Source organism: Streptomyces sp. NBC_00984, from assembly GCF_045162475.1.
Lineage (GTDB): Bacteria > Actinomycetota > Actinomycetes > Streptomycetales > Streptomycetaceae > Streptomyces.
This window is the reverse complement of record NZ_CP108734.1, coordinates 4,365,987-4,385,054: the sequence shown is the minus strand read 5'-3', so window position 1 is coordinate 4,385,054 and position 19,068 is coordinate 4,365,987. Positions and strand designations below refer to the sequence as shown.

General features: G+C 73.2%; 18 protein-coding genes. 9 read left to right on the top strand and 9 right to left on the bottom strand.

Annotated elements, in window-relative coordinates:
- Positions 1 to 23 precede the first annotated feature (23 nt).
- The 9 genes from OG520_RS19450 (at position 24) to OG520_RS19410 (ending at position 9,459) form a co-directional block, all read left to right on the top strand.
- Positions 24 to 1,793: a hypothetical protein gene (locus OG520_RS19450; protein ID WP_406013999.1), complete on the top strand. Its 1,770-nt coding sequence runs from the start codon at positions 24 to 26 to the stop codon at positions 1,791 to 1,793.
- A gap of 75 nt (positions 1,794 to 1,868) precedes the next feature.
- Positions 1,869 to 2,306 carry a phage tail protein gene (locus OG520_RS19445; RefSeq protein ID WP_093549687.1) on the top strand — a complete coding sequence of 146 codons (438 nt, stop codon included), beginning with the start codon at positions 1,869 to 1,871 and terminating at the stop codon, positions 2,304 to 2,306.
- 5 nt (positions 2,307 to 2,311) lie between these two features.
- A complete protein-coding gene (locus OG520_RS19440; protein ID WP_399332198.1) occupies positions 2,312 to 3,115 on the top strand; it encodes a peptidase M23 in 804 nt (267 codons plus the stop codon).
- Positions 3,115 to 5,118 carry a VgrG-related protein gene (locus tag OG520_RS19435; RefSeq protein WP_406013998.1) on the top strand — a complete coding sequence of 668 codons (2,004 nt, stop codon included), beginning with the start codon at positions 3,115 to 3,117 and terminating at the stop codon, positions 5,116 to 5,118. The genes OG520_RS19440 and OG520_RS19435 overlap by 1 nt, the downstream gene beginning before the upstream one ends.
- Positions 5,119 to 5,154: 36 nt before the next feature.
- Positions 5,155 to 5,448 (top strand): PAAR domain-containing protein, encoded by a 294-nt coding sequence (locus OG520_RS19430; RefSeq protein WP_399332194.1) that lies wholly within the window; start codon positions 5,155 to 5,157, stop codon positions 5,446 to 5,448.
- A gap of 6 nt (positions 5,449 to 5,454) precedes the next feature.
- A complete protein-coding gene (locus tag OG520_RS19425) occupies positions 5,455 to 5,868 on the top strand; it encodes a GPW/gp25 family protein (protein WP_072488546.1) in 414 nt (137 codons plus the stop codon).
- The gene (locus OG520_RS19420; RefSeq protein WP_399332192.1) at positions 5,865 to 7,823 is read left to right on the top strand and encodes a putative baseplate assembly protein; all 1,959 of its coding nucleotides are present in this window, start codon (positions 5,865 to 5,867) and stop codon (positions 7,821 to 7,823) included. The genes OG520_RS19425 and OG520_RS19420 overlap by 4 nt, the downstream gene beginning before the upstream one ends.
- 5 nt (positions 7,824 to 7,828) lie before the next feature.
- Positions 7,829 to 8,362 carry a phage tail protein gene (locus tag OG520_RS19415; RefSeq protein ID WP_399332190.1) on the top strand — a complete coding sequence of 178 codons (534 nt, stop codon included), beginning with the start codon at positions 7,829 to 7,831 and terminating at the stop codon, positions 8,360 to 8,362.
- Positions 8,363 to 8,871: 509 nt separating this feature from the next.
- Entirely contained in the window at positions 8,872 to 9,459 is a 588-nt protein-coding gene (locus OG520_RS19410) for a discoidin domain-containing protein (protein WP_406013997.1), read from the top strand.
- A 7-nt stretch (positions 9,460 to 9,466) separates the two neighbouring features.
- Here the strand turns inward: OG520_RS19410 and OG520_RS19405 are convergent, their stop codons facing one another.
- From OG520_RS19405 to OG520_RS19365, 9 genes are all read right to left on the bottom strand, one after another.
- A complete protein-coding gene (locus OG520_RS19405; protein ID WP_406013996.1) occupies positions 9,467 to 10,813 on the bottom strand; it encodes a diaminopimelate decarboxylase in 1,347 nt (448 codons plus the stop codon).
- A 180-nt stretch (positions 10,814 to 10,993) separates the two neighbouring features.
- Positions 10,994 to 12,703 (bottom strand): PucR family transcriptional regulator, encoded by a 1,710-nt coding sequence (locus OG520_RS19400; RefSeq protein ID WP_406013995.1) that lies wholly within the window; start codon positions 12,701 to 12,703, stop codon positions 10,994 to 10,996.
- A gap of 7 nt (positions 12,704 to 12,710) precedes the next feature.
- Positions 12,711 to 13,967, bottom strand: coding sequence for a cytochrome P450 (locus tag OG520_RS19395; protein ID WP_406013994.1), 1,257 nt, complete (start codon positions 13,965 to 13,967; stop codon positions 12,711 to 12,713).
- 22 nt (positions 13,968 to 13,989) lie between these two features.
- The gene (locus OG520_RS19390; RefSeq protein WP_406013993.1) at positions 13,990 to 15,384 is read right to left on the bottom strand and encodes an NAD(P)/FAD-dependent oxidoreductase; all 1,395 of its coding nucleotides are present in this window, start codon (positions 15,382 to 15,384) and stop codon (positions 13,990 to 13,992) included.
- On the bottom strand, positions 15,374 to 15,610 hold the full coding sequence (locus OG520_RS19385; RefSeq protein ID WP_399332178.1) for a ferredoxin: 237 nt from the start codon (positions 15,608 to 15,610) through the stop codon (positions 15,374 to 15,376). Before OG520_RS19385 ends, OG520_RS19390 begins: the two co-directional genes overlap by 11 nt.
- A gap of 91 nt (positions 15,611 to 15,701) precedes the next feature.
- Positions 15,702 to 16,361, bottom strand: coding sequence for a hypothetical protein (locus tag OG520_RS19380; RefSeq protein ID WP_399332176.1), 660 nt, complete (start codon positions 16,359 to 16,361; stop codon positions 15,702 to 15,704).
- A gap of 132 nt (positions 16,362 to 16,493) precedes the next feature.
- Positions 16,494 to 17,684, bottom strand: coding sequence for a mannosyltransferase family protein (locus tag OG520_RS19375; protein ID WP_406016519.1), 1,191 nt, complete (start codon positions 17,682 to 17,684; stop codon positions 16,494 to 16,496).
- A 182-nt stretch (positions 17,685 to 17,866) separates the two neighbouring features.
- Entirely contained in the window at positions 17,867 to 18,295 is a 429-nt protein-coding gene (locus OG520_RS19370; RefSeq protein WP_406013992.1) for a hypothetical protein, read from the bottom strand.
- Entirely contained in the window at positions 18,288 to 18,785 is a 498-nt protein-coding gene (locus OG520_RS19365; RefSeq protein ID WP_399332172.1) for a SigE family RNA polymerase sigma factor, read from the bottom strand. The genes OG520_RS19370 and OG520_RS19365 overlap by 8 nt, the downstream gene beginning before the upstream one ends.
- Positions 18,786 to 19,068 lie beyond the last annotated feature (283 nt).

The window sequence follows — 19,068 nt, the reverse complement described above, 5'->3', positions numbered from 1 at the left end:
GCGCAGGGAGGGCGGAAGAATCCATGGGCCTGATGTCCTGGCTGCGCGGTGGCGGGCGCACGGAGACGCGTACGAGCAGTACGGCCGCGGAGGCGGGCAGCGCGGGCGCCGCTGTGCCGGCCGTGCCGCGCGAGCGGGTCGATCTGGCCGAACTGCCGCCCATCCAGCGGACCCTGGGCACTCAGGATCTGGTCATCGACCCTTCCGGATTCCAGGGATCGCTCTCCACCCGGCAGGACGCCTCGCTCGGGACACCGCTGGGGCATCTGGTCAGCCCGGACGCGCCCACCGGACTGGTGCACGGGATCACCGGCCCGGCCGGCCCGGCGACCGCGGACCGACCTTCGCCGGTGCAGCGGTCCGTGGAGCTGCCGGTCCCCGCCAGGTCCGTCCCCCTGTCCGTGCCCGTGCAGCGCGCTGTCCCGGGTGGTGAGCCCGCGATGACGTCGGCCGGGGAGTCGGCCGTGGCGGAGTTGCCGGTACGCCAACTGGTGGGCGAGCAGCCCCTGGTGGTGGCACCCGAATCCGCGGCACCCGAATCCACTGTGCCCGAATCCGCCGCGCCCCAGGCGGCTGCGCCCCGGTCGGCCACCCCGGCCCCGCCCGTTCAGCGGTCGGTGCGGCCGCCGGTCCCGGACCAGCCCCGGCGGGCGCCCGGACTCGGCGCGCCGATGCCCGCACTGCCGCCCACGGCACAGCGACAGGCTGCCCACGCCGGTCCGGAGGCGGAAGGGGCGGCCGGAGCGGCCGGAGCGGCCGGAGCGATTCCGGTCGCCCGGAGTGTGACGGACGGTGGTGCCGGTGAGGTACCCGAGGCCCCTCAGGTGCCCGCGGCCACGGAGACGGCCGCCGACTCCGACACGCCCACCGCACCGCTGCTCGGCGACTCCCCCCTGCGCCCCGCCGCGTCGGAGTCCGTACCGGCGCCCTCGCCCGCCCCGGCCGTGCAGCGGACTCCCGCCGTGCCGCCGCAGGCGCCCATGGCGCCGCCCCCGACCACCGCTCCGGTCGCGCCGTTGCTCGCCGACCGGCCCGTGACGCTCCAGAACGGTCCGAGCGGTGGGGCGGGCGCCGTGCAGCGTTCCGCCGCGGACGGGGTGGCGCTGTCGCCGCCGGCCGCTGCGGGGCCGGTGCCGGGCCCCGGGCTGCCGTCCCTGCCCGATGCCGTACCGGTGCGCTGGACGCCCGCCGGGCGGGGTGCGCCGTCGATGGCGGCGGCGACACCATCCGTACCGGCGGCGCTGCAACGTACCGCCACGACTCCGGGGCAGGCCACGGGTGCGCCCTCCCCGCCGCTTCCCGCCCTGCAACGTCAGGCAGCCGGGGGGCCGCCGGTGCCGCGTTCATTGCCGGGTTCCGGTAGCCGTACCGCGCCGTCCGCCGCCCACACTCCGTCCGCGCCCTCCTTCACTTCGGCCGGTTCGGTCGCCGTGGCCGCCGGGGTGGCTCAGCGGATGGCCGACGGCAGTGTGGTCTTCGGGTCGCCGCCCCCGCCGTACGCGCCGCCCGTCGTCCAGCGCGAGACGGAGACCGAGGAGCCACCGCCACCGGATCCGCCCCAGGAGCCCTCGCCCGAACCCGATCCGGAGCCCCGGCCGGAGCCGGAACCCCGGTCCACGGCCGAGGGCCACGGTGCGCCGGGCGCTCCTGCCCACGCCACCGCCCCAGGTGGAGCGCCCGTCGTCACCGACGAGCTGGTACGCGCCCTGTATGCGCCGCTCAGCAGGCTTTTCAAGGCGGATCTGCGGTTGGAACGCGAACGAGCGGGATTCCTCATCAACACCAGGCACTGAGATCAACACCAGGCACTGAGATCAACACCAGGCACTGAAATCGCCATCAGGCACTGAAATCGAGAGGTACGCGCCATGGCCACCGCCCAGGACAACGATCCCGCCGTCAGTGTCTGCTTCGTCGTCACGATCGACGACATCGAGCTCGGATCGTTCAACACATGCGACGGGCTGGGCTGCGAAGTGGTGCTCGAAACACGGGAGGAGGGCGGCAACAACGGGCATCTGTGGCAGCTGCCGACCCGCCTGAAGTACTCGAACGTCAAGCTGTCCAGGCCGCTCACCAAGGAGACCGAGAAGGTGGCGCGCTGGTTCGCCACCATGACGACCGGGTTCAGCCGCAAGACGGCGCACATCGAGGCGCGCACCGGGGACGGGCAGAAGGTGGCCCAGTGGGGGCTGCTGGAGGTCGTGCCCGTCCGCTGGACCGGCCCCTCCTTCACCCCCGAATCGCCCAAGGTCGCGATGGAGACGATCGAGATCGCCCATCACGGCTATGTGATGGAGGGCTGAGCGTCGTGAGCGGTGCGGGTCCCATCGCCTTCAGCGCCGCCGGTACGTCCGGGGCGTCGGCCGCGAAGGCGGGCAAGGGAGGTTCGGCCAGGCCCAAGCTGGAGCACGCCTATCTGGAACTGCGGACCCCGCCGACCGGCGGCGGCCTCACCCCCGGCGGCCCGTGCGGGCGGATCGACTTCCAGTTCAACCCCAAGGAGCTCAGCCTCACCAAGGCCGCCTCCTGGAAGCGGAGCCCGGCCAAGGGCGCGAAGAGTTCCGGCCCGCCGGAGTACCAGGGCTCGCAGCCCAGCAAGCTCACCGTGGAGATGTTCTTCGACGCCAGCGACACCCAGGACACCCGCGTGGTGACCTCCGTGGAACAGCTCTTCGCGTGCTGCGTGCCGACGAACGAGACCCGGCAGCAGCAGCGCTCCTCGCCGCCGTGGGTGGTCTTCCACTGGGGCGGGCTGACCGGATTCCCCGGCTACGTCAGTCAAGTACAGGCGAAATACACCCTGTTCACCACATCGGGCGTGCCGATCCGGGCCGTCTGCCAGGTGACGATGGAGGAGATCAGCGGCGACACCCCGGGCCAGAACCCGACCTCGGGCGCCCTCGCGGCCCGCCGGGTACACCAGTTGGACGCCGGGGACTCGCTGCCGTCGCTCGCCCAGCGCGAGTACGGCGACCCGGCGGCCTGGCGGGTGATCGCGGAGGCGAACGGGATCGACGACCCGATGCGGCTGGCCCCCGGCCGGCAGCTGCTGCTCCCCGCGCTCGACGAGCTGAGCCGGCTCGAAGAGGGCCGGGACGGAGGGCGGTCCTGATGGCGCAGCCGGGCGTCGCGACGGCGCTGGTGGTGGAGTTCGGTGGCAGTCCGCTGCCGGCGAAGTTCGTGAACACGCTGGTCGAGGGGTACGTCGACGACAGCCGGACGCTGCCCGACCTGTTCCTCCTGCGCTTCCGCGATCCGGACCGGGTGCTGCTGGAGCAGACCGGGCTGAAGATCGGCAGCGAGGTCAGACTGCTGGCTCGGGCGGGCGGCGACCCGGCACCGAAACCGCTGCTGAAGGGGGTGGTCACCGCGCTGGAGGTGGAGCTCGACGAGACCGGCACCTTCACCGTCGTACGCGGTCTCGACGAGTCGCACCGGCTGTTCCGCGGCCGCCGGGTGGCCAGCTACCAGAACATGACACTCGCCGACATCTGCGCCCAGGTCGCCCAGCGCGCCGGACTGAAGCCGGGAACGGTCGACGTGGCCGGTCCCGTGCTCGAACACATCGCCCAGCCCAACGTCACCGACTGGGAGTTCATCCGGGACCTGGCCGAGGAGGCGGGCGCCCAGGCGTACGTGCTCGACGGGCAGCTGCACATCACCCGGCCCGCGGAGGCGAGCGGCGCACCGGACGGCTCGGCGCGGGCCGACCGCAATCCGCTGGTCCTGGAGATGGGCAGCAATCTGCTGCGCTGCCGGGCCGGGGTGTCCTCCGCCGAGCAGGTCTCCGAGGTCGAGGTGCGCGGCTGGGACATCAAGGCCAAGCAGCCGCTGGTCGGGCGGGCGCCCGCCGGGAAGTCGGCGACGCTGGAGCTGGGGGTGAGCGCGGCCGAGGTGTCCGCCCCGTTCGGCGAGGCGCGCTTCGTGGTCACGGACGCGGCGTACGGGGCCCAGGCGCAGGTGGACCAGGCGGCGAAGGCGCTGGCCGAGCGGATCGCCGGGTCGTTCGCGGAGCTGGAGGCGGTGATCCGGGGGAACCCGGAGGTGCGGGCCGGCAGCGCGGTGGCGCTCAACGCGGTGGGGGCGCCGTTCGAGGGGCGGTACACGGTCACGTCGTCGCGGCATGTCTTCGACCCGGTACGCGGGTACGAGACCTGGCTCACCGTCTCCGGTCAGCAGGAGCGCTCGCTGTTCGGGCTGACCGGCGGAGGGCCGGGGTCCGGCGGGTCCGGAGCCGGCGGGGGCGGGTCGCGCTGTGCGGGGCTGGTCAGCGGGACGGTCACGGACACCCACGACCCGGAGGGCTCGGGCCGGGTCAAGGTGCGGTTCCCCTGGCTGTCGGACGAGTACGCGAGCGACTGGGCGCGTACGGCCCAGTCGGGCGGGACGAGCGGCGGCGAGGCGTTCATCCCCGAGGTCGGGGACGAGGTGCTGGTGGGGTTCGAGCACGGGCATCTGGACCATCCGTACGTCCTCGCCGGTCTGTACAACGGGAAGGACCGGCCGTCCCAGGGCAGCGGCGGGGGCGGTGGAGGCGGAGGCGGCGGGGGCCCGGCCGGCGGTGGACCTGGAGGCGCGGCCGGTGCGGTGCCCGGGGCCGTCTCCGGCGCACCGTCCACCGCGGGACCCGCCTCGGAGTCCGGCCCGGGAGACCCGCTGGTCGACCCGACCAGCGGGGCCGTCAACCGACGCTCGATCGCCTCCAAGAGCGGCAACCAGCTGGAGATCCTGGACAACGCCAACGGGCCGCAGGGCGTACGCCTGCTCACCGGCGACGGAAAGCTGAAGATCGATCTGGACCGCAAGGGCACCGTGATCGTGATCAACAGCGACGGCAGCGTGAACATCGAGGCCAAGCAGCAGGTGTCCATCAAGGCGGCCCGCGGGGTCGCGCTGGACGGCGGGCAGGGCACGCTCGAACTGAGCGGTGACAGCGTCACGTTGAAGTCCCGCAGCGGAGTGAGCGTCGACGGCGGGACCGGCGAGGTCAAGCTCTCCACCGGCGGCACGGTGGACGTCCGGGGCGCCCAGGTCGCGGTCAACGGAACGCAGCGCACCGACATCAAGGGCGGCTCCTCCCTGGCCATCAACGCACCCATGGTGAAGATCAATTGACCGCGCGGACGCGCTGAGCGAGAGGAACGGACTTCCATGTCAGCAGCCGCGGCGCCCGCCGCACGGGTCGGAGACCCCACCGGACACCCCGGCACGGTCGGGCCCCCCGGCGTCCCGTCCGTGCTGATCGGCGGGCTCCCCGCCGCCACGGTCGGCACCCCGCACCTGTGCGCGTCGCCGCCGCCCGCGGTGCACGCCCCGTCCGCGATCACGCCGCCCGGCAGCACCACGGTGCTGATCGGCGGGCAGCCCGCCGCACGCGTCGGGGACCGGGCCGCCTGCGGCGCGCCGATCGTGTCCGGGTGCCTGACGGTGCTGATCGGAGGCTGAGCGTCCATGGGTCAGGAGTTCATCGGCGCGGGCTGGGCCTTCCCGCCGCGTACCGACGCCACCGGTTCCATCGCCCTGGTGCGCGGGGAGCACGAGCTGGAGGAGTCGATCCGGCTGATCCTGGCGACGTCACCGGGCGAGCGGCCGATGCGGCCGGAGTTCGGCTGCGCCGTCAACGACTACGTGTTCGCCCCGGCGGACGCGGGCACGGCCGGACAGCTGGCGTACGAGGTGCGTCTCGCGCTGGACCGGTGGGAGCCCCGGATCGAGGTCACCGAGGTCGTCGTCCGGTTCGACGAGGTGGACAACGGGGTCCTGTACATCGACATCGGCTACACCGTCCGGGGCGCCAACGACCCCCGGAACCTGGTCTTTCCGTTCTATGTGATCCCGCAGCACGAGGAGGTGGACGGCGCGTGACGCTGCCCAGCCCGTATCTGGACGACCGCCGCTTCCAGGGCCTGGTCGACGAGGCGAAACGGCTCGTCCAGCAGCGTTGCCCCGAGTGGACCGACCACAATGTGTCGGACCCGGGCGTGACCCTCATCGAGGCCTTCGCGACCATGGTCGACCAGCTCGTCTACCGGGTGAACCGGGTCCCGGAGAAGAGCTATCTGACCTTCCTCGACCTGATCGGGGTCCGGCTCCACCCGCCCACGGCCGCCCACACCGATGTGACGTTCCGGCTCTCCGCGCCGCAGCCCGAACCGGTGCGGGTACGGGCCGGTACGGAGGTCGCGACCGTACGCACGGAGACCGAGGAGGCGGTGGTCTTCACGACTGTCGGCGAACTGTCCATAGTTCCCTGCGAGTTCGCCCACCTCGCCACCTGGCCGACGTCCGGCGACGCGGTCGACCGCACCGAGGAACTCGCGCTCGGCCGGTCCGTCCCCTGCTTCGGTGGCACGCCCGCACCCGGCGACGCCCTCTACGTGGGTCTGTCCGCGGCCGTTCCCTCGGGAGTCGTCGTGCTGCGGCTGGACTGCGCGGTCGAGGGCGTCGGCGTGGACCCGCTGCGGCCGCCGCTGCTCTGGGAGGCATGGGACGGCAGTGCCTGGACGGCCTGCGAGATCGAGAAGGACGACACCGGCGGCTTCAACCGGTCCGGAGAGCTGATCCTGCACCTCCCGGAGAGTCACACGCCCGCCGTCGTCGTACGCCGGACCGGCGGCTGGCTGCGCTGCCGCCTGGTGGAGGCCGTCCCGGGCCAGCCCACCTACATGGCGCCCCCGGTGGTCCGCCGGATCACCGCGTTCACGATCGGCGCGACCGTCGGAGCCGTGCACGCCGAGACCGTGACCGACGAGGTGCTCGGCCCGGCCGAGGGCGTACCCGGCCAGATCTTCACGGTGAGCCGCCCGCCGGTCGTCCCCGGCGACTTCGTCGTCGAGGTCGCGGACCCGGCGGGGGACCCGCAGGGCACGGAGTGGACCCGGGTCGACGACTTCGCGCACTCCGGCCCCGAGGACCGGCACATCACGCTCGACCCCAACTCGGGGCGGGTCGAATTCGGTCCGGCGGTACGGGAACGGGACGGCTCCATCCGCTACTACGGGAAGGTGCCGCCGAAGGGCGCCGCCGTGCGCGTGCGCTCGTACCGCACCGGCGGGGGGCTGCGCGGCAATGTCGCCCGCGCCACGCTCCGGGTGCTGCGCAGCGCCATCCCGTACGTGGCCCGGGTGGAGAACCGCCGCCCCGCGCTCGGCGGGGTCGACGGCGAGACGGTGGAGAGCGCCCGGGTGCGCGGCCCGATGACGCTGCGGACCCTGCACCGGGCCGTCGTGCCGCACGACTACGAACTGCTCGCCCGGGAGGTCGCGCCCGACGCGTCCCGGGTGCAGTGCATCCCGGCCGGCGGGGACCCGGACGTCGAGGCGGGCGGGGTGCGGCTGCTCGTCGTGCCGGCCGGGCGCAGCGACGAGCAGGGCCGGATCCAGTTCGACGAGCTGATCCCGCCGCAGCACACCCTCGCCCTGATCGCGGGCCATCTGGACGAACGAAGGCCCATCGGCGCCCGGTTGGTGGTCGAGCGGCCCTTCTACCAGGGGGTCACCGTGGTCGCCTCGGTCCAGGCCCGCAGAGGTGTCGTGCTGGAGCAGGTGCGCGAGGAGGCGCTGACCGCCCTCTACAGCTACTTCAACCCGCTGAGCGGCGGACCGGGTCGCGACGGCTGGCCGTTCGGCCGGCCGATCCAGTCGGGCGAGGCGTTCGCCGTACTGCAACAGGTGCCGGGCGTGGACCTGGTGGAGGACGTACGCCTTTTCCCCGCCGACCCCGTGAACGGGCAGCGCGGCGAGCCCACCACCAAGATCGCACTGGACCGGCACGCGCTGGTCTTCAGCTACGAGCACCAGCTCCGGGTACGGGAGGCCTGACCGCCATGCGCACAGCCGTGACCGGCCTGCCGACACCGCACCCGCTGATCGAACAGCTCCCGGCGGTCTACCTGGAGCAGGACTTCCTGCGCCGGTTCCTCGCGGCGCTGGACGACGTACTCGCCCCGGTCCTGCTCTCCATCGACAATCTGCCCGCCCACCTCGACCCCCGCAGCGCGCCCGAGGACTTCCTGGCCTGGCTGGCCCAGTGGGTGGCCGTCGACACCCGCGCGGACCGCCCGGTCGAGCAGCGCCGCGCGACGGTGCGCGGCGCGGTCGAGCGGCACAGCCGGCGAGGCACCCGGCGCGGTCTCGCGGAGGCGGTGTTCCTGGAGACCGGGATCGAGCCGGAGATCGTGGAGAGTGGCGGCACGGCGTGGTCGACGACGCCGCACACCCGGTTCCCGGGCGGCCCGCGGCCATGGGTCACGGTCCGGGTCCGGGCCGCGCAGCCGTACCAGGTCGACCGGGTACGGCTGGAGGAGCTGATCCGTACGGAGATCCCGGCGCACGTGGGCTTCGACCTGGAGGTCTTGTGATCTGCGGGACGTGCGGCCAGAACAACGCGCCGGGGACGCAGTTCTGTACGTCGTGCCAGGCGTTCCTGGAGTGGGAGGCGCCGCAGAGCGGTTCCCCGGCGCCTCCGGCCACCCCGGCGCCCCGGCCGCAGCCAGCTCCCCAGCCGCCCCAGCCACACCAGCCACACCAGCCACCCCACTCACCTCAGCTGCATCACCCACCCCAGCCGTCCCCTCAGCCTCCTCCCCCTGTTGTCGCGGCAGCCGCCCCGCGTCGCCCCGGCGACGACCCGGACGAGCCGGTCCCGGGGCCCGAGGCGCTGCCCGACGTACCGCCCGGCCCGCCGAGCACACCCCCGGGCCCGCCTCCCGCCCCGCCCGTCCGCTGCCCCAACTGCCGTACGGAGAACGCCCCGGACCGCACCCTGTGCATCCGCTGCGCGCTGCTCCTGGACCCGGGCCCGCCGCCCGGTGTCCGGCCTCCCTGGTGGCGCCGGATCTTCCGGCGGCGACCGCGTCAGGCACCCACCGTGGGCACCCGGCCGAGGCGCCGGCTGTGGCGCCGCCCCGGTCTGGCGCTGCCGATCGTGCTGATCGTGCTGGCGTGCGGTGTCTGGTTCGCCCTTCCGCACGTGTCCGGCTGGTTCGGCTTCGCCAAGGACGAGACCGGGACGCCGGAGGCGGTGCCGCCCACCCGGTTCCGGGCCTCCAGCCGGGCTGCGGGGCACCCGGCGGGTGCGGCGTTCGACGGCTTCAACAACCGCTACTGGGCGCCCTCGGCCGCCGGGCCCGACACCGGGGTGGGCCAGTACCTGGAGTGCGACTTCGAGCAGCCGGTACGGGTGCTGAAGCTGGTCGTCTTCTCGGGCACGTCGGCCAAGATGGACGAGTTCCTCACCCAGGCCCGCCCGGCCAGGATCACCGTCCTGCTCACCTCCGCCGACGGAACCAGTGTCAGCAAGAAGCTGCGGGTCAAGGACCAGCCGGGCCAGCAGACCTTCGACCTGCGCGGATCGGAGATCGTCAGGGCCCGGCTCACGACCGACACCACCTACGGAGCGGGTCCCGGCCGCCGGCTCGCCGTCGCCGAGATCGAGTTCTTCGGCCGGAGGTCCTGACGGGAGCTCACCTCGCGGACAGCGCCACCAGATTGTCGGCCTGCGCGAGGCCGCTCTCCTCGACGACCCCGCGCACGCTCTGCGCCTCGCGCACCAGCGCGAAGCGCACCTGTCCGTCGGCGCCGGTGCGGTATCCGTACACCGCGGGCCGGGGCAGCGAGTTGTACGAGAAGTGCGAGGAGAAGTAGTACGCCCCGGTGTCGTAGAGCGCCACCACGTCGCCGGGTTCGACGACGGGGAGTTCGAGCCCGCTCGCGGTGAGGTCCCCGGCGAAGCAGCAGGGGCCCGCGATGTCGACGACCTGGGCCGGGCCCTGCTTGGGGCGGCCCGCGGCGTCGAAGACCCCGACGCGCAGCGGCCAGGAGCCGGGCATGAACACGGTACGGGTGGCGACCTGGGCACCCGCGTGCGTGACCGCGATCTGCCGTCCGCCCGCGGACTTGGTGTACTCGACGACGGTGCCGATCGTCCCGCTCTTGGCGAGCAGGGAGCGGCCGAACTCGGTGACCAGGGTGTAGCGGCCGTCGAAGAGACCCGGTGCGGCCTCGCGGAGTCCGGCGACGTGGTCGGCGTACGTGGGCCGGTCGTCCTCGTCGGCGAAGTTGACGGGCAGGCCGCCGCCGATGTCGATCCCGGTGATCCGGGCGTGGCCCAGCCGGGTGTTGATCCGCTCGGCCAGCTCGTACGCCGCGCGGATGCCCTCGGCGATGAGCGGCAGCGGGCAGCCCTGGGAACCGACGTGCGCGTGCAGCCGGTTGAGCCAGGGCCGGCGCTCGAAGGCCTCGACCACCGCGTCGACGGCCCCCGGATCACGCAGCGCGACGCCGAATTTCGAGGTCGCGGTCGCGGTGCTCATCGCGCCGATGGCCCCCGCCCCCACCTGCGGGTTCACCCGGAGGCCGATGGGTCCGGCGGCCTCCCGGCCGGCCAGCAGGCGGTCCACCCGGGCCATCTCCTGGAAGTTGTCCAGGTTGATCGCGATGCCGTGGGCGAGCGCGAACTCCAGCTCCTCGACCGTCTTCGCGGGGCTGTCGAAGACCAGCCGGTCGTACGCGAACCCGGCCGCCAGCGCCTGCTCCAGCTCACCGGGCGAGGCCACTTCGCACCCCATCCCCGCGTCCGCGAGCAGCCGCAGCACCGGCACCAGACCGCACGCCTTCGCCGCGAAGGTGTGCCGTACCGGGGCGGGCCCCTCGAAGGCCTCGTTCAGCGCGTCCACCGCGTCGAGCACACCGTCCACGTCGAGGAGCCCGACCACGGGCGCGTGCGGACCGAGCAGCCCGACCTCGACGGCACGCGCCAGTGCCGCCGTGCGGCGGTCACCGCGCTGCCGGGCCGCCGAGCCTGAAGTCATGCGAACCACGACAACACCCCTCCATCTGCCACCTGGTCCGTACGGACGGCTTCGTGCCGGGTGCGTACGGACAGCTTCGAATCGGCTGTACGGACAGCTTCGGCGCGGAGGGGGCGGTGCGTCTTCGACCGACACGACGACGCCTGCCCGATTCCTTTGCCGTACCGGACAGCCGAACGATCAGCGCCCGTCCGCCCCGGGCGGCCGACGGGCCGCGAGCCGCAGTCCGACCTCCGCCAGCAGCCGCACGGCGGGGTCGGCCGGATCGACGCCGAACAGCTCCCGGGCCCGGCGCAGCCGGTACCGCAGGGTGTTGGGGTGCACATTGAGGCGCCGCGCGGCCGTGCCCGTGTCGCAGGACGCGTCGAGGTAGGCGGCGACCGAATCGCCGTACGCCGAACCGTGTGCCCGGTCGTGCTCCACCATCGCGTGCACCGGCCCGGACAGCGACCCCCACAACGGCTCCAGCCGGTCGAGCAGCCGGAGCACCGTCGTCCCGGGGACCACCTCGTCGTACGCCGCCACCGCCGACACCGCCTCCCCGGCCGGCAGCCCCGCGGCCCGCTCCCGCAGCACCCGCACCACCAGCTCCGCGGTCTCCCGCGAGGCGGACAGCCCCGACGGCCCGGCCGCCACCGGTCCGGCGCCCGCGAGGACCACGCCGCGCGGCATCGAGCGCGCGGTCGCCAGCAGGGTGCGGGCCGGATCGGTCTCACCGTCACCGGCCGGGACCAGGACGTACAGCAGCCGCCCGGACCGCGCGCTCACGCACCCCGGCCGGTACGCGGCGGCCTGCAGCGCCAGCACATCCAGCACCCGCTGCCCGGCGACGCCGGACGCCTTGCCGGCACCCGACTCCCGCCCGTCGTACGCCTCACCGGCACCGGATGCCCGCCCGTCGTACGCCTCCGCGACCACCACCGCGTACGGCCGGTCCGTCGCGACCCCGGCCTCCTGCGCGTCCCGGACGTCCCCCCTCAGGAGCGCGTGCACCGCCCCTTCCCGGGCCCTGGCCGCAGCCCGGCCCCAGGTCTGGTGGTGGGACAGATGGGGTACGGCGGCCCGCGCCGCCGTGCGCAGCGAGGCCGCCGCGTCCTCGGCGAGCGGCTGCCCGTCGGCGGCGGCCCAGAGGGACCCGAGCACCTCGGACCCGTGGCGCACCGCGATGGCCAGCCGCTCGGCGTACCGGGCGTCGGCGGGCAGCCGCACCACGTCCTCGGTGCTCCACAGGGCCTGGAAGAAGCCGCTCTCGCGGAGCTCGACGACCCGCCAGCGGGGGACCTCCTGGCCCAGGATCGTCAGCCGGCGCATCGGATCCGGTTCGTGGTCCAGCCGCGAATAGGCCAGCACCCGCGACTGCGGATCCTCGATCGTGATGGCTCCGCCGACCAGGTCCGCCACCGTATTGGCCAGTCCGGACAGATCGCCGAGCCGCAGCCCCGCCAGCCCGGCCGTTCCGCCCGCCCCGGCCGGGGCGCTGTGCACCAGCGCGGTCCGCAGCCGGCCGAGCACCTCCGTCCAGCCCTGATCCGGCCGCCGGGTCAGCAGCGCCGTACGCCCCCGGCCCGCCGCCTCCAGCAGTGCCGCCCGCGGCCCCCGGCCGCCCCGCCGCATCACCACGGCCGCGGCCCCGGCCCGGTCGGCGCCGCGCAGCACGTCGACGGCGTCGGGCGAGGCGACCTCCACCCCGACCACGAGCAGGATCAGCCCGGCCGCCGCCCAGGTGCCGTCGTCCCGCTCCTCGCCGGGGTCGTGCAGCGCCACATCGGTCACCGGCACACCGGTACCGCGCGGCGCCACGACGACATCGAGCATCCCGGGGGCGATCAGCCCGAGGATCTGCTCCAGCGAGGGGCCGGGGTCGCGCCGGTCCGGTTCGTGCGTCGGCATCCGCCCATCATGTGCCAAACAACCGGCCCCGGGTACGGAGGCCGTCGAACGCGACGTTCAGATGACGGGGCCCGCGCAGCACGGCGTTCTGCCGGTACGGGGGAGGGTCCGCCACCAGCCGCGGGCCGTCGAGCCGGTGGGCGAGTTCGGTCAGGGCGAGTTGCGCCTCCAGTCGTGCCAGGGGTGCGCCGAAGCAGTTGTGGATGCCGCTGCCGAAGCCGAGATGCTGGATGTCCTGCCGGTCCGGGTCGAAGCGGTCGGGGTCGGGGAACCGTTTCGGGTCCCGGTTGCCGGAGGCCAGGACGAGCCAGACGGAGGCGCCCTCGGGGATGGTGGTGCCCGCGATGTCGATGTCCGCGAGGGTGGTGCGCTGCGGGAGCAACTGCACGGGGGGCTCGAAGCGCAGGAGCTCCTCCACGAGCGGGACGGCCAGCCGGGAGTCGTTGCGCAGCCGTTCGAGGACGTCGGGGTTGCGCAGCAGGGTGAGCATCCCGTTGGTGATGAGGTTGACCGTGGTCTCATGACCGGCGATCAGGAGCAGGGCGGCGGTGCTGAGCACTTCCATCCGGGTCATCTGCCCGTCCGGTCCGTGCCGGGTGACCAGCTCGGAGAGCATGTCGTCGCCGGGCGCCCCGCTGCGTTCGTCGATGAGCCCGGACAGGTACATCCCCAGTTCGGTGCGGGCCTGCTGGGTGAAGCGGCGCCGCTCGCCGGGGTCCTGGCCGGGGTCCGGGTCGAGGCCGGCGGCGATGATGTCGGCCCAGGAGTGGAAGCGGGCCTCGTCCTCGCGCGGAATGCCCAGCAGCCGGCAGATCACGGTGACGGGGAAGGGGTACGAGAAGTCGTCGACGATGTCGACCTGCCTCCGGTCCCCGAAACCGTCGATGAGGTCGGTGACGATGCGGGCCAGTTCGCCGCGCATGTCGTGGACGCGCCGGGGCGTTTCCGGCGGCCCGAACGGGCGCATCGCCATACGGCGCAACCGGTCGTGCTCGGGCGGGTCCAGCCGCAGGAAGGCGGGTGGCAGGGACGAGGCCTCCTCCTCCTGGAGCAGGGTGCCCGCGGCACCGGGGGAGAGGTTGCGGGCGTCCGAGCTGATCCGCGGATCGTGCAGCAGACTCTTGATCTCCCAGTACGTGCTGACGACGAACAGCTCGTCCCCCTCCTGGCGCACCGGCTTCTTGCGGAGCTCGGTGTACAGCGGGTACGGGTCGGCGCGGTTGGCGTAGTCGGTGATCTGCCGCAGGAGCGTGTCTTGCGTCATGGTGGCGGGGTCCTTGCTGGGGTCAGGCGCGGGCGGGGGTGAAGGTGATCCGCTGGTCGGTCGGCGAGTAGCCGCTGACGGTGACGGACGGCCCGTGGGTGGGCAGCGAGGGGTCCGGGAAGTCGGCCGGGACCGGTCGCAGACCTTCGGGGCGGCGGTCCACCGAGGAGTACTCCGGGGGGAACGGGGCGGCCGATTCGATCTGCCGCTGGTAGAACTCCAGCCACTTCGTCTGGTCGAAGGAGACCGCGGCGATGACCCGGCCCTGGTACCCGTACACGCCGGTGAAGCGGTGCTCGGCGAGCGAGCCCTGGGCGACGATGACCTCCTCGCCCAGGGACGGGACGCCGACCGACTTGATGTTGACCCCGAACTGCGAGGACCAGAAGGCGGGGACCCACAGATGCGGGCGGCGTTCGGAACTGCTGCTGATCATGTTGTGCGCCGCGGTCGCGGCCTGCGCGACGGCGTTGCCCCAGTGCTCCAGGGAGAGGAACTGGTAGCCGAAGAGCGCGTGCGGGGACCGGGCGACATCACCGGCGACGAAGACGTCGTCGGTCACGATGCCGCGGACGTCGAAGGCCCGGCAGCCCGCGTCGCACGCGATTCCGCGCGGACCGGCGCCGAGCCCGGATCCGGCCAGCCACTCGGTGTTCCGGGTGGCGCCGAGCGAGACGACGGCGACATCCGCGTCGAGGGTGGTGCCGTCGGACAGATGGGCACGCCGCAGGCGTCCCACGGAGTCGCCCTCCAGCCCGGTGACCATGATTCCGCAGCGCAGGTCCACGCCGTGCTCGCGCTGCAGTTCCGCGGCCACCTGGCCGATCACACCGCCGAGCGCGCCCACGAGGGGAGCGGCCCCGCGTTCGGCGACGGTCACCGGCAGCCCTTGCTCGCGGCAGGCCGAGGCGATCTCCGAGCCGGTGAAGCCCGCGCCGATGACGAGCACCCGGCGGGGCGATGCGGCCAGCCGCCGCTGGAGCCGGGCCGCGTCGTCGCGGGTGCGCAGCACGAAGACCCCGTCCAGTTCGGCCTCCATCGGATGTGGCCACGGCCGGGCACGTACACCGGTCGCGATCAGCAGCCGGTCGTACTCCACCTCGTCGCCGTCGGCCAGCCGTACCCGCCTGGCCGCCATGTCCAGCCCGGCGGCGGCGACCCCGAGCCGCCAGTCCGCGTCGAGCCCGTGCCGCCGGGGCAGCTCGGTGCGATCGGCGGACGCGTGGCCCAGCAGGACCTGTTTGGAGAGCGGCGGGCGGTCGTACGGTTCATGGGGCTCGTCACCGATCAGCGTGAGCGAACCGGTGAAGCCCTCCTCCCGCAGGGTCTCCGCGGCCCGGAGGCCGGCCAGGGAGGCGCCGACGATCACGATCCGCCCCTCGCGCCTCAGCTTCTCCAGGGCACCGTCACCGGACACCGGACAGCCCCTCTTCCACCGAGGCCGGTGCGCCGTCCGGGTCCTCCACCAGGATGGCCCGCACCGGGCACGCGGTGGCGGCACGCAGCACCTGCTCGCGCTGCGTCTCGTCGGCGTGCGGGTTGTACAACAGCGATTCCTCGCCGTGCATGGCGAAGACATCGGGTGCCAGGAAGGCGCACTGTGCGTACCCCTGACACCGGTTGAGATCGACGACAAGCCTCATCAAGGGGCCGCCCTTCCAGTAGTACCCCCGCATCAGCGTGCGAGGGCCGTTCCGGATCCGCGAGCACAGGCGGACCGATGGAGTCATGCGGTCATCGGCGGGCCGGCGGGTTCGCCGCGGCGCGTACGAGGATGTGGAGGCCGACGACCAGGGCCCACAGCGGGAACGCCAGCTCGGACCAGGCGACGGTGCCGGTCACGAGAAGCAGGTTCAGGCCGACGAGGACGCCGAGAACCGTGAGCGGGCGCGGCAGGATGCCGAGCCGGTGCCCGATGGCGGAGGTCGAGAAGACGAAGACCGCGGCCATGCGCATCGCGTAGGTCGTCAGCAGGCCGTACGTGAAGTGCCCGCCGAAGAACCACAGCTGCTGCCCGGGATCGGCCCCGGACACGTCGGCCGTCGCCAGCAGGCTTCCGGCCGCCGCCGCGGCCCCGAAAAGGGTCGCCACGAAGACCAGTCCGCTGCCCAGGAGGACGGTGGCGAGGAATTTGTCCTCGGCGTCCCCGATCCGGGCGCGTACGGCCCCCATGAACCACAGGAAGGCGATGCCCGCGAACGGGACGAGTTCGAGCGCCGTCCGCACCGTGCGCCGGCGCGAGGGGTCGGTGAGCCACTCGCCGGAGCCCTTGCCCTGCCCGGACGGAATCGCCAGCCGGATCATGACGATGGCGGCGGCGAGCAGTAGGGCGAAGACCACCCCGGCCGTTCCCGCGGCCCGCGGCGTGCGCAGAGCCCGGCCTCGCGTCTCCATGGGCGGTCGCTCGCCTCCTCCGGCTCCGGGGCGGCCGACGGACCGGCACACCCCGGGACCAGCAAGCACCCGCGCGGGCCCCGGTGCCACCCGGACCGGCCGGGAGGGTGAGCCGCCCCGGCCGCGGGCGGGTCAGCCGGCCCAGCGTCCGGAGAGGAAGGTGACGGCGAAGACGGTCATCAGGGGTGCCACGACGGCGAGATAGGCGGTCTTGACGCGGGGACTTCGCAGGCTCCAGGCGGCGAGACCGGTCCACAGCGGCCACCACAGGAGGGTCGCGCGGGGAATGGAGGTGTACCAGTAGGAGGTGCCCAGCGCCCACAGACTGAGCGCGATGTACGTGGCTTCCGCCCAGCGCCGCCGCCGGACCAGCAGGCCGCACAGGACGATGCCGACCAGCATGGTGAGGAGTTCGGCCTGGCACATCAGGGCGTACCCGGTGGCCTGGGAGTGTCCGAAGGCGGCGTGCCAGGTGTTCTTCCAGGCTTCCCAGGGGGCGTGGAAGTCGCGGTACCAGCCGCGTTCCTCGGCGTGCTTCCAGGCCATCCAGTCGGATGTGTGCGCGTGCAGGTACCAGCTGTAGAGGAACGGTGGCAGGGCGGGCAGCGCCAGCCAGGGCAGACGGCGCCAGTGGGCGGGGGTGCGCGCGGTCATCAGGAAGTGGACCGCGAGGGCCGCGGCGAGGAAGAGGCCGCTGACCCGGACGGTGGTGGCCAGGCACGTCAGGACGGCCGCGAGCGGCCAGTTGAGGCGCTGGGCGGCCAGCCAGGCGGGCAGGGCCAGGGCGAGGAAGAGCGCTTCGGTGTAGCCGACGGCCAGGAAGACCGCGCAGGGGGAGAGCAGGAAGAACAGGGCCGCGCGCTGCCCGGCTTCGGCCTGGGGCAGGTGCAGCCGGGCGATACGGGCCAGGGCCAGCACGGCGACGCCGCCGGCGACGAGGGATATCAGCGCACCGGCGGCCGGCCAGCTCGGTACGACGGTGTGCACGGCCCGCAGCAGGAACGGGAAGCCGGGGAAGAAGGCCTCCCTGTTGTCCCAGCCGGATGTCCAGGGGCCGGACTGGCCCGGGAAGTAGCCCTGCTGGGCTATGTGCAGGTAGTGCCACCAGTCCCACCGCTGCCACGACGAGAAGAACGAGGCGGCGTGATGGGTCCCCGGTTCGTCGGGGAACATCCAGCGGGTGCAGTAGGCGATGGTCCAGATGCCCACCCGGGTCAGCAGGTAGAGCCAGAGCACCTCGCGGTCGGCGGGCCCGATCCGGAGCAACAGCCGGGCGAAGGGGTTCGTACCCGGGGTCGTGCCCGGCTCCATGTCCGGCTCCATGCCCGGCGACGGGGCGTCGCGGGGCACGCCGGGAGCGGTCCTGGCCCCGACGGGCGGATGCTCGCGCGGTCGCTGTGGGGTCGAAAGGATCACAACAGAATCTCCTGGGTCGGTTCAGTGCACACCGCATGGCCCGGCAGGGCGGCACCGGGGGCACACGAAGTCGGGGGAGCGGCGGGAGGTCAGGGAGGCGGGAAGGTGACGCTCCTGGTGGGCGAGGGCGGTGATGTGGTCGGGCGGTCGGAGGGTGTGCCCGACGGCGGCAGACTGGTCCGCGGCGAGGAGGGCGAGGAGCTCGAGGAGCTTGAGGAGCTTGAGGAGCTCGAGGAGCTCGGAGAGACCGGGGACGGAGAGAGCCGGGGCGAGGGAGCGGGCGAGGGAGTGGTGGCGGGGACGGTGGTGCCCGTGCTGTCCGGCACCAGCGAGGCCACGGCCGCGCCCGTGCCCGAGAAGGCCAGGCAGGCCCCCAGGGCCAGCGCGACGATCCGGCGCCTGCGCACTCGTTCCCCGCGCTCGGTGATGACCGAGGACGGAGCGGACCGCGCGCGGGCCTGGCCGGCGGCGGCGGCTTCCTTGAACAGGGACCTCAGCGGGTCATGGGGTTCAGACACAGGGCCACTCCTCGGTACGCGGATCCTGCAGACGATGAGAGAGCGTGGCCCGGCCCCGGGCCAGATGCGTCTTGACGGTGCTGGCCGCCAGACCGGTCTCCGCGGCGATCTGTTCGACGGTCAGATCGCACACGTAATGCAGCGCCAGCGTGCGGCGCTGCTTGGGCGGCAGCGCCCGCAGCGCCTCCACCAACGCCACCGACTCCGGTCCGGGCGCCTCCGTATGCGGCGGGGCACCACTGCGCTGCCAGGCATCCGCCGTACGGCGCCGCCCCCGCCACCGGCTCACCGCCAGCCGCCAGGCGACCGTACGGATCCACGCCTCGGGCTGCCCGTCACGGTCGAGCTGGCGCCGCCGGCTCCAGCCCTTGACGAAAGCTTCCTGCACCACGTCCTGCGCTTCGTGCTGGTCGCCGAGCATGACAAACAGCTGCCCGGTCAGCCGGGCAGCCGTCTGCGCGTAGAACTCTTCGAACTCCTCGACGGTCAACAAACAACTCCTGGATCTCCTCGGTCTCACCCGGCATACGCCCGGCACCCCGCATCCGGACGACACCGAACCCGAAGAAACGAGGTGACGGTGATCACACACCCTCTCGATCCCGGCCATACCTGAGAAAGAGTTATCAAACCCCTTGACCAGCGAGAAATTGGGAGGAGAATCTTCAATACACCAGAAAACCAGAGCGAGCCGCACCGCCGACGGAGACGTCCCGTCGACCGAGTGACCCCCTCGTCGGCTCTGGCCAGGCCCCCGGCAGCTCCTCCGGGCA

Coding starts and splice junctions, on each gene's coding strand:
- OG520_RS19435 (WP_406013998.1), top strand. CDS start 3,115: ATGGCGCAGCCGGGCGTCGCGACGGCGCTGGTGGTGGAGTTCGGTGGC.
- OG520_RS19430 (WP_399332194.1), top strand. CDS start 5,155: ATGTCAGCAGCCGCGGCGCCCGCCGCACGGGTCGGAGACCCCACCGGA.
- OG520_RS19395 (WP_406013994.1), bottom strand. CDS start 13,967: ATGACGCAAGACACGCTCCTGCGGCAGATCACCGACTACGCCAACCGC.
- OG520_RS19400 (WP_406013995.1), bottom strand. CDS start 12,703: ATGCCGACGCACGAACCGGACCGGCGCGACCCCGGCCCCTCGCTGGAG.
- OG520_RS19385 (WP_399332178.1), bottom strand. CDS start 15,610: ATGAGGCTTGTCGTCGATCTCAACCGGTGTCAGGGGTACGCACAGTGC.
- OG520_RS19445 (WP_093549687.1), top strand. CDS start 1,869: ATGGCCACCGCCCAGGACAACGATCCCGCCGTCAGTGTCTGCTTCGTC.
- OG520_RS19375 (WP_406016519.1), bottom strand. CDS start 17,684: ATGGAGCCGGACATGGAGCCGGGCACGACCCCGGGTACGAACCCCTTC.
- OG520_RS19415 (WP_399332190.1), top strand. CDS start 7,829: ATGCGCACAGCCGTGACCGGCCTGCCGACACCGCACCCGCTGATCGAA.
- OG520_RS19425 (WP_072488546.1), top strand. CDS start 5,455: ATGGGTCAGGAGTTCATCGGCGCGGGCTGGGCCTTCCCGCCGCGTACC.
- OG520_RS19380 (WP_399332176.1), bottom strand. CDS start 16,361: ATGGAGACGCGAGGCCGGGCTCTGCGCACGCCGCGGGCCGCGGGAACG.
- OG520_RS19405 (WP_406013996.1), bottom strand. CDS start 10,813: ATGACTTCAGGCTCGGCGGCCCGGCAGCGCGGTGACCGCCGCACGGCG.
- OG520_RS19450 (WP_406013999.1), top strand. CDS start 24: ATGGGCCTGATGTCCTGGCTGCGCGGTGGCGGGCGCACGGAGACGCGT.